Below are 12,578 nucleotides of genomic sequence, written 5' to 3'. Positions count from 1 at the left end.
CGATAGACTGGCGCCCGTGAGCGTCACGGTCCAGGGCTCGCTGTTCCAACACACCGAGCGCAGACAACTCGGTGACGGCGCGTTCATCGAGCTGCGCGCCGGCTGGCTGACGGACGCCGACGACCTGCTCACCGCGTTGCTGTCCACGGTGCCGTGGCGGGCCGAACGCCGCCACATGTACGACCGCGTGGTCGACGTCCCGCGGCTGGTGAGCTTTCACGACCTCACGGTCGAAGACCCACCGCACCCGCGCCTGGCGCGGCTACGCCGTCGGCTCAACGACATCTACGCCGGCGAGCTCGGCGAGCCGTTCACCACGGTGGGGTTGTGCTGCTATCGCGACGGCTCCGACAGCGTCGCCTGGCACGGCGACACCATCGGCCGAAGCAGTTCGGAAGACACCATGGTGGCCATCGTCAGCCTCGGCGCCACACGCACTTTCGCGATGCGCCGCCGCGGCGGCGGCGGCCCATCGCTGCGGCTGCCGCAGGCGCACGGCGACCTGCTGGTGATGGGCGGATCATGCCAACGCACCTGGGAACACTCGGTGCCGAAGACGGCGGCGCCAACCGGTCCGCGCGTCAGCATCCAGTTCCGGCCCCGCGACGTCCGCTAGGGCCGAGTCAGCTGCGAACCGCGGCCACCGCCTTGACGAGCAGGTCGCGGGCACGCTGCGTGTCCACTTTCGCGACCGGCTGATCGGGCACCACAAGCGGATTGGCGATGACGATCACCTGGTATTCGCCGAACTGGGCCGAGTAGTCATACAACTCGCCGGTGTGGGCCGTGTTTCCGACGAGCGCCTGCAACACGCGGTGCACCCCGAACGTGTGCGTCCCGTCGATGTGCGGGGCGTCGATCACCTCGAGTCCGCCGCGCACCTGACCCCCGGAAAACGCCACCTTGCTGCAGTCCTTCGCCGGATCCTCGACCGGCACCGGCTTGGAGGTTTCCACCGCGATGACGACGTAGCGGTCGCCGTTGCCCTCGGCGGACACCGCGGCCATATTGCCCTGCAAGTCCGGGGGCATGGCCGGGCCGAGCGCGGTTTTCGCGCAGTTGGGGGGATCGAAACTCAGGCCGTCGGGCAGCTTGCGGGCGGACAGGAACTTGGGATCGATTGCTCTTTCGCTGATGTCGGCGACTTTGAACTCCGGCCCGAAGCTCGACTTCACCCCGGCGACCTTGGCGATGTCGGCCCTCGTCGAGGCGGCATCCGAACCCGATGAGCAGCCGGCGAGCACGCAGACGGATGCGATCGCCGACACCACCTTGAACATCGTGGCCAATCTACCCAACCCCGTCGCTCAGTTGCGTAACGTGGACACAGTTTTGACGAGAAGATCGGCGGCGAATTGGGGTGGCAGCGCCGGCAGCGCCGATCCCGGGTCGGTGATCAGCGTGGTGAACGCGTAGTAGCCACCCAGGTAGGCGATGAATGTGCATGCGCGCGAATCGATTTCGGTGCCCGCCTCGACGGACGACTTGATATCGGCCACCATGCCGAGCGTCTCGGCGCCGTCGATGTGCGGGGCGTCGGTGAGGTGAACGTCGACCGTGGTGTGTCCGGAAGTCATGGTCCACTGGCCGCACGCCGCGACCAGGTTGTGGTCGAGGTCCACCGGGCCCGGCAATGCAACGACGATCGTGTCGACGATGCCGCCCGCGCCCGAGGCGGACAACCCTTGCGTGGATCCGGCGTGCCCGTTACCCGGGTCGGCGAGTGCCGCGCACTGCGGAGGCTTGGCCGCCGCATCGGTTCCGAGGCTCCAGATCACCCGCGGTGAGGCCGCACCGGGGATGGCGGTGCTGACCTCGTAGTTGGGCGGCAGCTCGCGAACCACCCGCTTGATGTTGGCGGGGTTGACGGCGACGCCGTGCGCCGACGACGAGGGTGAGGCCGGCGGTTTGGGTGAGTGTGAATGGGCGCACCCGCTGACCAGCAGGATGAGCGCCACGCCAATCCACAACGGCCGCATGCGCTTTAGCCGACCGCCTCGATCACCTGGCGGGCAACACGCTCGATCTGGTCGGCCATCTCACGCTTGAGGTGCAGGTCGCGCCGGCGCGGCACATCGATGACGGTGGTGATGACGCCGACGTCTTCGCGCTGCCAGACCGCGCCGTAGCGGTCCATGATGGTGCGCATCGGCAGGTTGTCGGAAAGCATTCGCGCGGAGAACCTTTCGACGCCGTCGACGCGGGCGGCGATGGACAGCGCACCGATCAGGAAGCTACCGATCCCCCGGCCCTGGTAGGCGTCGGCGACGGTGAACGCGATCTCGGCGATCGTGGGGTCGGTCTCGTCGCGAACGAACCGCGCGTCGGCCACCGGATCGCTGCCGTCGGTCATCACCCAGACGAAGTGGTCGACGTAGTCGACCTCGGCCAGGTAGTGCATCAACGCCGGACTAGGCAGCCGGGCCGTCATGAACCGGCGATACAGCGTCTCACTGGAGAATTGGATGTGACCGTGCACCGTGCGCTCGTCGTCGCCGGGCAGGACCGGGCGCAGCAGCAGGTCGCCGCCGTCGCGGACGCGTACGGGGATCGGGGTGATGAACGCGGCAAGGCGCTGGCGGACGGTGCGCAGCAGCCGCGGCATCACTCCGGGGATGTGCAGCATCCGGGTGAACGCGTCGTTGTCACCGATCCAGCCGGTCAGCGGTTCGGCCGTGGTGACCGTCGCGATCCGCGGGATGTCGCGCAGCAGGGCGATCTCCCCGATGATCGTGCCCGCGGATGCCTCCCCGACGGCCACCGTGCCGTCGTAACCGACGTGCTTGATTTCGGCGGTACCCGACGAGATCAGCAGGAACGAAACCGCCTGCTCCCCTTGCCGCATCAGCACCTGGCCCGCCGCGGCGCGCAGCGGCTGAAGGGTCGCGGCCAGCGGCGCTAAGTCCTCGGCGGGGCATCCCTCGAAGACGTCCATCGTCGCGAGTTCTTCGACTCGCGCACCGGTCAATCCGGCCACTGCAACATCCCGCCGATCAACGAATTGCGGCCCGCTACAGGTTAGGGCGTTTGCCGCTGACGCAGCAACAATGTGCCCAGTTCCGCGAAATTTCGGCGGGGTTGCGGCGAGAATCTGAAGACATGCGGCCAGCCAGGATCCAGGTGGGCGATCTCTGGTTCGATGCGCTGACCGAAGACGAGGTCGTCGACGTCGTGCGCAAGGCCTGGGCCGCGGACCACGGCGGCTCGATCGTCCCGGTGAATGTCGACGTGGCCCGGGCGGCCAGCCGAGACGGCGCGCTCGGCGACCTCATCGCGCGGGCGTCGCTGGTCGTCGCCGACGGGATGCCGCTGGTGTGGGCGGCGCGGATGAAGGGTGAGCGGCTGCCGGAGCGCGTCGCCGGCTCCTCGCTGATATCCGCGCTCTGCGCGGCGGCGGCCGCCGATGGGAAGTCGGTCTACCTGTTCGGCGGCGCCGACGGGGTGCCGCAGAAGGCCGCCGACGCGCTCGCCGCCCGGTTCGCCGGCTTGCGCATCGCGGGCACTCAGTCACCGGAGTTCGGCTTCGACCGGACCGAGGGCGGGGCGCGGGAGGCGATCTCCGCCGTCGCGGCGGCCGAACCCGATCTGGTGTTTGTCGGCTTGGGCTTTCCCAGGCAGGAGCGCCTCATCGAACAACTGCGGCAGGAACTGCCCAATGCGTGGTGCCTGGCCTGCGGTGGCGGTATCTCGATGGCCGCGGGAGTGGTCCGTCGGGCCTCTCCGGTGATGCAGCGCCTGGGCTTCGAGTGGTTGCACCGGTTGCTGCAGGAGCCGCGGCGGCTGGCGGGCAGGTATCTGCGCGACGATCTGCCGTTCGCGCTCGCGCTGGTGACTCGATCTGCGGCCCAACGGTTTAGGCGAGGATGAGCCGTACGGCCGCGGCGAGGTCGTCCACCACGGCGTCGGCGTTCGCGGCCTCTCCGCCGCCGGTACGGAGCAGAACGGTCGCCGCGCCGGCGGCCCGGCCCGCCATCACGTCGGCGTCGCTGTCGCCGATCATCACCGACTCGGCCAGGTCGAAATCGTGTTCCCGTGCCGCGCGGAACAGCATGCCGCCCAGTGGTTTTCGGCAATCACAGCTATCCGCCGCGTGCGGGCAATGGTAGGCGGCGTCGAGCCGGGCGCCTTCGGCCGCTAGGAGTTCTTGCAGACGATTCTGGATGGCGTCGAAACATGCCGGGTCAGCGGACGGTTCGGACAGCCAACGCTGGTTGGTCACCAGGACGGTACGTATACCTGCCGCGTTGAGTGCGGCCAGCGCCTTGGCCGCGCCGGGCAGCAGCACCAATTCCGCCGGCGATCGAATATATTCGCCCTCGGCGGCCTTGACGTTGATCGTCCCGTCCCGGTCCAGGAACACGGTGCGCACGTGCCGCAACTCCATCGTCAGGACGGCCTCACGCGGGTCGCGAAAACAGTGCCGCCTCAACCATTTCACAAATCGTGTGACCCAAGTGCAGGCATGCCTCCTGGATCCGGCCGGTGTCGTCGCTTGGTACCCGGATACAGATGTCGGCCAGGCCGGCCACCTTCCCACCCCGCGCGCCGGTGAGCACCACGGTCGTCATCCCGGCCTGGCCGGCCGCCTCGAGCGCGCGCACGACGTTCGGTGAGTTGCCCGACGTGCTGAGCCCGACGACCACATCTCCCGGGCGCCCGGCGGCGAGCACCTGACGGGTGAACACCTCGTCGTAGGAGTAGTCGTTACCGATCGCCGTCATCGCCGCCGTGGCGTCGGGAAGGCTGAGCGCGGCAAGGCCCGGGCGGTCAAAAGCGAAGCGGCCCATGAGTTCTGCGGCCAGATGGCCGGCGTCTTGCGCCGACCCGCCGTTGCCGAAGAAGATCACCTTGCCGCCGGAGCGCAGGGAATCGATCATGGCCCGCGCCACCTCGACGGTCTGCGCCGCGAACTCCCCGACCAACATCTGCCGCTTGACCGCGATCGTGTCGGCCAACCTCTCCTGAACTGTCGCCGCGCTGGGCGGGACGACGTCCGACATGCTCATGCCAGCCATGTGGTCAATCCCTTGCTCTCGAAGGCGAATTCGGTGATGGTGGCCCCGGCGGACTCGAGCGTTTCGATGAGGCGATGCTTTTTGGCGAAGTCGCAGAACAGCAGGATGTAGCCGCCACCGCCCGCGCCGGTGATCTTGCCGCCCAGTGCGCCGTTTTTCAGGGCGAGGTCGTAGAGCTCGTCGATGCGCTCGTTGGTGATGTAGGGCGACATGCGTTTCTTCTGGGTCCAGGCTTCGCCGAGCAGCGCGCCGAAATCGGTGAGCTTGCCCGTCAGCAGCGCGGCCTTCATGGCGACGGCGAGTTCTTTCTGGGCGCGTAGTCCCGCGAGCGTGTCGTCGGCACCCGTTGTGGCGCGGCGTGTTTGGTCGTCGATTACTCGCGCGGAGTCGCGCGTGATGCCGGTGAAGCACAGCAGCAGGCTCATCTCGAGCTCGTAGGCGATCTCGTCGCGGATGCGCAGCGGATTAACGATCACCCGGTCGGTGAACTCGATGAAGTTGAATCCGCCGAACGTCGCGGCGTACATGTCCTGCATGCCGCCGGTGATGCCCAGGTCTTCGCGTTCGATGGCGCAGGCCAGTTGGGCGGTTTCGTATTCGCCCATGGGGACCCCGTAGTGCTCGGCGAGCATGCCGGTGAGCGCCACCATCATCGTCGACGAGGAGCCCAGCCCCGAGCCGGGCGGAGCGCTTGAGCGCAGCACCATGTCGTAGCCGTCCGTGCCGTCGCGGCCGAACCGCCGCACCGCCGCCTTGATCAGATCGAGGCTGCCGTCGTAGAGGATCTCGCTGTCGAGGCTCATCTCGGTGGTGGTCTTGAAGTCCACCGACTCGACGGTGACGACACGATCGGTGCGCGGGGTCAGGGATCCCTGCGCGTAGCGGTCGATGGTCGCCGATAGGACGCAGCCGCCTTCGGTCGCCGGGAACGGTGGCACGTCGGTGCCGCCTCCGGCGAACGAGATCCGCAGCGGCGCGCGTGCGCGGATTCGAGGACCTGCCATGGACATCCTCTTTCGACGCGGTTCGCTCAGCGGTTGCTGCGAATCACTGTCCATGAGGTACGCGCTCATCACAACCACCTCACGAACAGTTCATGCCGGCGTGCCAAAACACCTGTTTGCCACGAAGGAACCGGCACAGAGTATCAACGAACCCGCAGGTGCGTTGCGCTTTTGCCGGACTCGGGCCCTCAGGCGTACTGGTTTGCCGGGGGGTTCACCGGCGTGATCGTGACGGCCCGCAACGTCGGGATCGGCGGCGTGTGCGGCTGCCGAACCGCGGGGGTCACCTCGCCCTCGACCCGCAACCAGGTGTTGTCGGGGAACTTTGTGGCGGCGCCGCCGTCGTGGTCGCGCAGATGGATCCGCGCGAGTTGGGCGTCGGCGGCGCAGCAGATGATGACGATGCGGGCAAGGTCGACGCCGCCCGGTTCGTTGAGGACAAAACCGGTCACCGTGATCAGCCGATTGGTCAACGAACCCGAGCTGTCGTTGGCCGCGCGCATCACCACCTCGGGCAGCGAGACGTCGGGGGCTCGTCCGGGCGCCAATGGCGGAAACGCATGGCGCAGAACGTCATTGGACACGTTCGTCACCCGGGTGGCGGCCTGCGGCCGCAACGGCGGAGGCGTGACAAAGATCAGCACGACGATGGGCACGACGAGCAGCCACACCACGCCGGTGCGATGGGAATGCCCGTCCCCGTCATGCGCGGGCCCGCCACGCCTGATGTCTCCGACGATCGCCGCAAGCGCGAACCCGATGGCGAGGACGGCGGTGATCGCCAGCCAGGGCAACAGCGACGGCTTGACGTAGCGGGTGAACGCGCCGGTGAGGGTGATCATCCCGATGCTCAGGCCCACCAGCAGCAGGATGGTGTTCTCGGTTTCGCGCCTCATGCCGATGCGCCTAGGAGGATTACGCCGATTATGGTGGCCGCCGCGACGGCGACCACTAGCGTGGCGGGGGCGAACCGGGCGGCGAACGCCCGGCCGAACATGCCGGACTGCATCGCCAGCAGCTTGACGTCGACGGCCGGGCCCACCACCAGGAAAACCAGCCGCGGGACCAGCGGAACCATCGTCAGGCTCGAGGCCACGAACGCGTCGGCCTCCGAGCACACCGCCAGCGCCACCGCCAAAGCCGCCATCACGATGACGCCGAGGATCAAGTGCGCGCCCACGTGCTCGAAAACCCGCGCAGGCACCGCAACGTGTAATGCGGCGGCGGCGGCCGCTCCGATGACCAGGTAGGCCGCCGCCTGCAGAAAGTCCTGCCGGGCGACTTCGCTGAATTGCTGCCACCTGGATCCCGACGTGGGCATGGCGTTCGGTGGCAGCCGTCGGGTGATCCACTCGGTGCGCCCCCACCGTGACCACACCAAACCCATCACGAGGGCGGTCAACAACGACGCGCCCACGCGAGCGATCACCATTTTCGGCTGACCGGGAAACGCGACGGCCGTCGCAACCACCACGACCGGATTGATGGCCGGGGCCGCGAGCATGAACGTCAGCGCCGCCGCTCCCGCCGCGCCGCCGTCCCCGAACAAACGCCGCGCGACTGGAACCGACCCGCATTCGCATCCGGGCAGCGCGGCCCCGGCCAGGCCGGCGGCGACGACCGCCGATGCGGGACGGCGGGGCAGCCAGCGCACCAGCCGCTCGGGCGGCACGAACACCGCGATCAATCCGCTGACCAGAACTCCCAAGCCCAGGAAGGGCAGGGCCTGGACGAAGACTCCGCAGAACACCGTGCCCGCGGTCGCCAGCGTGTCGCTGCGCGCCACGTTGGCACGCAGCCACGTCCCGCCGATCGCGAATGCCACCAGACCGAGGACCAGTACTTCCATGGAGCCGACGCGCAGGACGCGCGCGGCGCTCATCGGGTCCACCCGGCGACAAACATCAGGGAGCAATTCATGGAATGAAAATGATTATCACTTGCGAGCGCCGCTTCGCCGAACCCGGGGCGTCGGCGTGGCTGCACCGCCCACTAGCGTCGGAACAAATGAGCCAGGATCCCGTCGAGTTGACCCGTGGCCTCCTCGACGAGACCGCGGTGCTGCGGCACGGATTTCTCGATGTGTTGGGGGAATCGACGAGTTCTCCGGTTCCCACCGTTGCCCAGCGCGCGATGAACAGCCCATTCGTCGCGACCGTGTACGAGCGGCTGTGGCGTCCGACCGCTTTCTACGTGGCCAGCGGCGTGACCCACCGCGCCGAGCAACAACGCGCGTCATCGGCGCTGCGCCTGTCTACCGCTCGACGATTACTCGATGTTGCTTGCGGCCCAGGCAATTTCACGGCGCCGCTCGCGGAGCAACTACCCGATAGCGGCCTCGCGGTCGGATTCGATATTTCTGAGCCCATGCTGACTCGGGCCGTGCTGGACAACAGCGGGCAACGGACATGTTATGTCCGCGGCGATGCCCGCAAGTTGCCGTTCGGCGACGAAACATTCGACGCTGTCTGCTGTTTCGGCGCGCTGTACTTGATGCCCGAGCCGTTCGGGGTCGCTCGCGAGATGATGCGAGTGCTGAAGCCTGGAGGCCGCATCGCGATCCTCACCAGTTACGCCCGCGAAGCCGCGCCGATCCGCCACGCCCTGACGGCCGGGGCGCGCGCAATCGGGCTCACGATGTTCGACCGAGCGGCCTTTGTCGACCTGTTTTCGTCGGCCGGCCTGGTCGACATCGAACAGCAGACGCAGCGCGCGCTGCAGTTTGTCGCCGCCGGAAAGCCGGGGTGAAAGAACGGCCTCTGCAAAGCGGCCCTGCAAACGCCGACGATCCGGACGACGGGGGTGCCCTCGGGGCAGGTTAGAGGTTGGCAAGGAGGTCAATGACCGGCCGATCTGCTCGAACATCTGAGTCGGATCGGCGCCGAGCTGACGGGCGATTTCCCGATCGACAGCTTGAGTTGGTGTGAACGCTTAGCATCCTGAGTGTGGCAGGGCAGGATGCCGCGGACGGGACGCCACCGTCGGATCAGACGGATTCTGACACGGCGCCGTCCCGCTCGCTCACCAGGTGGGGCTGGGTGGTTGCCGCCGCTATTGTCGTTATCGCCGTTGCTATCTCAATTGTGGCGTTCGTCGGACGGTCGACCGGCATCAAGAAAACACCACCATCGCCAACACATTATTCGTCTCAGGTCGTTCTCCCGTTCAACGGCCTGAACAATCCTGGCGGTGTGGCGGTGGATAGCGCCGGCAACGTCTACGTGACTGACGGAGCCATCACCTCCAACCAGGTGCTCAAACTCTCGGCGGGGTCGAACACGCCGGTCAAGCTGCCGTTCACCGGCCTAAACGGTCCCGACGGCGTAGCGGTGGACACCTCCAGCAACGTCTACGTGACCGACTTTGGCAACAAGCGGGTGCTCAAACTGCCGGCGGGGTCGAACACCCAGGTCGAGCTGCCGTTCACCGGCCTCAACGACCTCGGCGGTGTGGCCGTGGACACCGCCGACAACGTTTACGTGACCGACTGGGGCAATAGGCGGGTGCTGAAACTGCGGGCAGGGCCACGCCCTCAGGTCGAGCTGCCGTTCACCGGCTTGCAGACTCCCAATGGCGTGGCGGCGGACAGCGCCGGCAACGTCTACGTGACCGACGGGGAGAACAACCAGGTGCTCAAACTCCCGCCGTTGCCTAGCACCCCGACCAAGCTGCCGTTCACCGGCCTGAACAATCCCGGCGGTGTGGCAGTGGACGGCGCCGGGACCGTCTACATCGTTGATAACGGCAACAAGCGGGTGCTCAAACTGCCGGCGGGGTCAAACACCCAGGTCGAGCTTCCGTTTACCGGCCTGATTGCGCCCGGCCATAGCGTGGCGGTGGACACCGCCGGCAACGTGTATGTCATCGACTTCAACCACTGTTCGCAAGCTGTCTGCAACTTGGTCCAGGTCGTCAAACTACCGGCGGGGTCATCGGAGTCCATCCCCACATCGTCGTCACCCCCGACATCGGCACGGTCCTATGGCGCTCAGATTGCGCTGCCGTTCACGGGCCTCACCGGTATCGCGGGTGTGGCGGTGGACAGCAGCGGCAGCCTCTTCGTCGCCGATGGCAACAGCAATCGGGTGCTGAAGCTCGCGGCGGGCTCGTCCAACCAGGAAGTGCTGCCGTTCACCGGCCTCAAATATCCCTTATCAGTGGCGGTGGACAGCGGCGGAGCCGTCTACGTCGCCGACTTCGGCAACAACCGGGTGCTGAAGCTCGCGGCGGGCTCGTCCAACCAACAAGTGCTGCCGTTCACCGGCCTCGGCGGTCCCCAGGGCGTGGCGGTGGACAGCGGCGGAGCCGTCTACGTCGTCGATGGCTACGGCCGGGTGCTGAGACTGGCGGCGGGCTCGTCCAACCAGGAAGTGCTGCCGTTCATCGGCCTCGACCGTCCCAGCGGTGTCGCGGTCGATGGCATCGGCACCGTCTACGTCGCCGACGTCCACAACAGCCGGGTGCTGAAGCTGGCAGCGGGCTCGTCCACCCAGGAAGTGCTGATCACCGGCCTCAGTCCCCTGGGTGTGGCGGTGGACAGCATCGGCACCCTCTACATCACCGATGATGGCGCCAACAACCGGGTACTGAAGCTAGCGGCGGGCTCGTCCACCCCGACGGTGCTGCCCTTCACCGACCTCGACGGTCCTAACGGTGTGGCGGTGGACAGCGCCGGAAACCTCTACGTCGCCGGTGCTCTCAACCGGGTCGTCAAACTACCGGCGGGCTAGGGACGAAACCGTCCGCGTCATCTGGTCGAGCCGATATAGTTTTCTGGCCAGTTAGTCAATTTTGGGGCCGATGGTCGTGACAGAAAAAGAAACGGAAAAAGAAACTGCACCGAAGCCGTGGTGGCGGAAACTGTTTTCAGTGCCCGGCGCGATTATAATGGCCGCGCTCACGGCATTAGGAGCCGCTGGAGGTACGTGGGCATTCAATCATCTGGAGCAAGTGAGTTTCGATCCCAGCGATGCGGTGATGCTGTCCGTCGAATCTGACCCCGCCAAGATCAGCGGCGTGAGTGCCCCCCTCAGGCCCCTCATCATCCCTTCCACTGTCCAAACCCATGGCAAACCGGACCGGGGATGTGATGATTTCCACCAGTGGGCAACGGACAACCAAGGCGTCGACGCCGGTGAAACCGTTGTGCAGATCGTGGCCCAGGGCACAACCGACAAGGCTGTCCTCCTTAAAAGCATGCGTGTAAGCGTTATCGACACCTCGCCGCCGCTGACCGGGATCGGCGTTGTATGCATGTCCCAGGGCGTCGCGCAACGACGCGGAATCTCGGTCGACCTTGATGCCAAACCTCCCACGGTCGACTACAAATCCGACTCAAATGCGCCATTCGGATTCACTCTCGCCAAAGGTGAGACCGAAACGTTCCTGGTCTCCGCCAGGGCCGCCAAAGCGACCTACCGTTGGAAGATCTTCATCGATGTCGTCGTGAATGGAAAGACCAAATCTTTGGAAATAGGCGGTAAGGACGGATTCCTCACAACCGCTCCACCCTCGCCGGACTCGGAGTGGTCGTGGGACTACGTAAACCATTTGGACCCACGGGGGCGTTCAAACGGATCAGTTACCAGCCCCCAACTAAAGATCGGCAATTTGGGCATCCCTGAATGCGAGGACCCACGAGACGACAGTTGTCAAGTGGTTTGAGCCAGCGGCGCGTCTACCGCGATGATGATGTCGATCACCTGCCGCATTCCCGGCGGTTCGTGTTACCGAACAATGTGCGCCGTTGGATGCGGCAATCGAATCTGCTGCAGCGCGGGCCGAGGTCGTGACCCATTGCGGCGGCAAAACCGATTCAAACTCGGTGGAGCTAAGGGGATTCGAACCCCTGACCTACTCGATGCGAACGAGTCGCGCTACCAACTGCGCCATAGCCCCTGATCGCTAGCAGGCTACCAGTTCCGGGGCGGCACCAGCATCGCTAGGGACTACTCGCCGACGGCCCGCGGCAAGTCCCTAGGCCACCCGTAGTTCCGCATGGGCATCGCGTAGTCCAGGTGCTCGAAGATCGGATCCTCGTCGTCGATCTCCAGCACCACCGCGCCCGGGCGCCGCAACCGCGAGGGGACCACGTCGTACTCGCGCTCGTATGCGTTCTCCACGCCGAGCCGCGCGCGGGCCATCCGCTGCATCCGGCGCCGACGCACCTTCTCCTCGATGCGGGTCTGCCGGCGCAGATAGCCGAGGTAAAGCACGGTCACCGCGGTGGCGCTGCCGCACACCCACCACGCCGTCGGCGACACCTTGAACGCGGCCGTCGCCGAGCCGACCAACACGACCGCCATCACCATCAGCACGCGCTTGCGGAATGCGTATTTGCGGGCGCTGACCGCTGCGGCGGTCTTGGAGTCGTATCGACGCTGCCGCCGTAAGCCCGGGGATGCGACGGCCGCCCGCGCTTCCGCGTCGTCTTCGGGATCCTCTTCCGGCTCCAATCCAGAAGAGTCGTCGACGTATTCGTACCGGTCGTCCTGAAGGTCGAGGTCGCCGAGGAGGCCGAGCCCGACTACCTGGATGTCGACGTCATCGAAGATTCGGG

14 protein-coding genes and 1 tRNA gene are annotated in these 12,578 nt (G+C 66.4%); 5 read left to right on the top strand and 10 right to left on the bottom strand.

Going from position 1 to position 12,578, the window contains the following annotated elements; translation table 11 throughout:
* The first annotated feature begins 16 nt into the window (after nt 1-16).
* Entirely contained in the window at nt 17-616 is a 600-nt protein-coding gene (locus A5747_RS06430; RefSeq protein ID WP_198938137.1) for an alpha-ketoglutarate-dependent dioxygenase AlkB, read from the top strand.
* A gap of 7 nt (nt 617-623) precedes the next feature.
* On the opposite strand, the gene A5747_RS06425 is transcribed toward A5747_RS06430, so the two are convergent.
* From A5747_RS06425 to A5747_RS06415, 3 genes are read right to left on the bottom strand one after another with little or no spacing between them, the layout of a single operon-like run.
* Nucleotides 624-1,280 (bottom strand): DUF5642 family protein, encoded by a 657-nt coding sequence (locus A5747_RS06425; RefSeq protein WP_076122828.1) that lies wholly within the window; start codon nt 1,278-1,280, stop codon nt 624-626.
* Nucleotides 1,281-1,307: 27 nt separating this feature from the next.
* Nucleotides 1,308-1,979 carry a DUF5642 family protein gene (locus tag A5747_RS06420; protein ID WP_076122827.1) on the bottom strand — a complete coding sequence of 224 codons (672 nt, stop codon included), beginning with the start codon at nt 1,977-1,979 and terminating at the stop codon, nt 1,308-1,310.
* 5 nt (nt 1,980-1,984) lie between these two features.
* On the bottom strand, nt 1,985-2,935 hold the full coding sequence (locus tag A5747_RS06415; protein ID WP_142245469.1) for a GNAT family N-acetyltransferase: 951 nt from the start codon (nt 2,933-2,935) through the stop codon (nt 1,985-1,987).
* A gap of 164 nt (nt 2,936-3,099) precedes the next feature.
* Here A5747_RS06415 and A5747_RS06410 point away from each other — a divergent pair, with 164 nt between their 5' ends.
* Nucleotides 3,100-3,867 (top strand): WecB/TagA/CpsF family glycosyltransferase, encoded by a 768-nt coding sequence (locus A5747_RS06410; protein WP_076122825.1) that lies wholly within the window; start codon nt 3,100-3,102, stop codon nt 3,865-3,867.
* Here the strand turns inward: A5747_RS06410 and A5747_RS06405 are convergent.
* From A5747_RS06405 to A5747_RS06385, 5 genes are all read right to left on the bottom strand, one after another.
* Nucleotides 3,854-4,384 carry an HAD-IIIA family hydrolase gene (locus tag A5747_RS06405; protein WP_233147971.1) on the bottom strand — a complete coding sequence of 177 codons (531 nt, stop codon included), beginning with the start codon at nt 4,382-4,384 and terminating at the stop codon, nt 3,854-3,856. The two genes, A5747_RS06410 and A5747_RS06405, sit on opposite strands and share 14 nt — an antisense overlap.
* A gap of 13 nt (nt 4,385-4,397) precedes the next feature.
* A complete protein-coding gene (locus A5747_RS06400; protein ID WP_142245466.1) occupies nt 4,398-5,015 on the bottom strand; it encodes an SIS domain-containing protein in 618 nt (205 codons plus the stop codon).
* Nucleotides 5,003-6,019, bottom strand: coding sequence for a GHMP kinase (locus tag A5747_RS06395; RefSeq protein WP_076122887.1), 1,017 nt, complete (start codon nt 6,017-6,019; stop codon nt 5,003-5,005). Before A5747_RS06395 ends, A5747_RS06400 begins: the two co-directional genes overlap by 13 nt.
* A 188-nt stretch (nt 6,020-6,207) precedes the next feature.
* Entirely contained in the window at nt 6,208-6,915 is a 708-nt protein-coding gene (locus A5747_RS06390) for a TIGR03943 family protein (protein ID WP_076122822.1), read from the bottom strand.
* Entirely contained in the window at nt 6,912-7,901 is a 990-nt protein-coding gene (locus A5747_RS06385; RefSeq protein ID WP_076122821.1) for a permease, read from the bottom strand. The genes A5747_RS06390 and A5747_RS06385 overlap by 4 nt, the downstream gene beginning before the upstream one ends.
* A 125-nt stretch (nt 7,902-8,026) precedes the next feature.
* On the opposite strand from A5747_RS06385, the gene A5747_RS06380 reads away from it, so the two are divergent.
* From A5747_RS06380 to A5747_RS06370, 3 genes are all read left to right on the top strand, one after another.
* A complete protein-coding gene (locus tag A5747_RS06380; protein WP_076122820.1) occupies nt 8,027-8,767 on the top strand; it encodes a class I SAM-dependent methyltransferase in 741 nt (246 codons plus the stop codon).
* 197 nt (nt 8,768-8,964) lie between these two features.
* Entirely contained in the window at nt 8,965-10,749 is a 1,785-nt protein-coding gene (locus tag A5747_RS25395; protein WP_369805012.1) for an NHL repeat-containing protein, read from the top strand.
* Between the two features lie 70 nt (nt 10,750-10,819).
* A complete protein-coding gene (locus A5747_RS06370) occupies nt 10,820-11,683 on the top strand; it encodes a hypothetical protein (RefSeq protein WP_142245465.1) in 864 nt (287 codons plus the stop codon).
* 161 nt (nt 11,684-11,844) lie between these two features.
* Here the strand turns inward: A5747_RS06370 and A5747_RS06365 are convergent.
* Nucleotides 11,845-11,917: transfer RNA gene (locus A5747_RS06365), tRNA-Ala, on the bottom strand.
* Nucleotides 11,918-11,967: 50 nt separating this feature from the next.
* Nucleotides 11,968-12,578 (bottom strand): gephyrin-like molybdotransferase receptor GlpR (gene glpR / locus A5747_RS06360; protein ID WP_369805011.1); only part of this gene is annotated, 611 nt, incomplete at its 5' end.

It is taken from the genome of Mycobacterium sp. IS-836, from assembly GCF_001954275.1.
In the GTDB taxonomy this organism is placed as follows: Bacteria; Actinomycetota; Actinomycetes; order Mycobacteriales; family Mycobacteriaceae; genus Mycobacterium.
This window is presented reverse-complemented; position numbering and strand designations above follow the sequence as displayed.

Bases quoted from the DNA above. Each gene is read 5' to 3' on its own strand.
- A5747_RS06425 (WP_076122828.1), bottom strand. From the start codon at position 1,280: ATGTTCAAGGTGGTGTCGGCGATCGCATCCGTCTGCGTGCTCGCCGGC.
- A5747_RS06420 (WP_076122827.1), bottom strand. From the start codon at position 1,979: ATGCGGCCGTTGTGGATTGGCGTGGCGCTCATCCTGCTGGTCAGCGGG.
- A5747_RS06415 (WP_142245469.1), bottom strand. From the start codon at position 2,935: ATGGACGTCTTCGAGGGATGCCCCGCCGAGGACTTAGCGCCGCTGGCC.
- A5747_RS06410 (WP_076122825.1), top strand. From the start codon at position 3,100: ATGCGGCCAGCCAGGATCCAGGTGGGCGATCTCTGGTTCGATGCGCTG.
- A5747_RS06405 (WP_233147971.1), bottom strand. From the start codon at position 4,384: ATGGAGTTGCGGCACGTGCGCACCGTGTTCCTGGACCGGGACGGGACG.
- A5747_RS06400 (WP_142245466.1), bottom strand. From the start codon at position 5,015: ATGGCTGGCATGAGCATGTCGGACGTCGTCCCGCCCAGCGCGGCGACA.
- A5747_RS06395 (WP_076122887.1), bottom strand. From the start codon at position 6,019: ATGGCAGGTCCTCGAATCCGCGCACGCGCGCCGCTGCGGATCTCGTTC.
- A5747_RS06390 (WP_076122822.1), bottom strand. From the start codon at position 6,915: ATGAGGCGCGAAACCGAGAACACCATCCTGCTGCTGGTGGGCCTGAGC.
- A5747_RS06385 (WP_076122821.1), bottom strand. From the start codon at position 7,901: ATGAGCGCCGCGCGCGTCCTGCGCGTCGGCTCCATGGAAGTACTGGTC.
- A5747_RS06380 (WP_076122820.1), top strand. From the start codon at position 8,027: ATGAGCCAGGATCCCGTCGAGTTGACCCGTGGCCTCCTCGACGAGACC.
- A5747_RS06370 (WP_142245465.1), top strand. From the start codon at position 10,820: ATGGTCGTGACAGAAAAAGAAACGGAAAAAGAAACTGCACCGAAGCCG.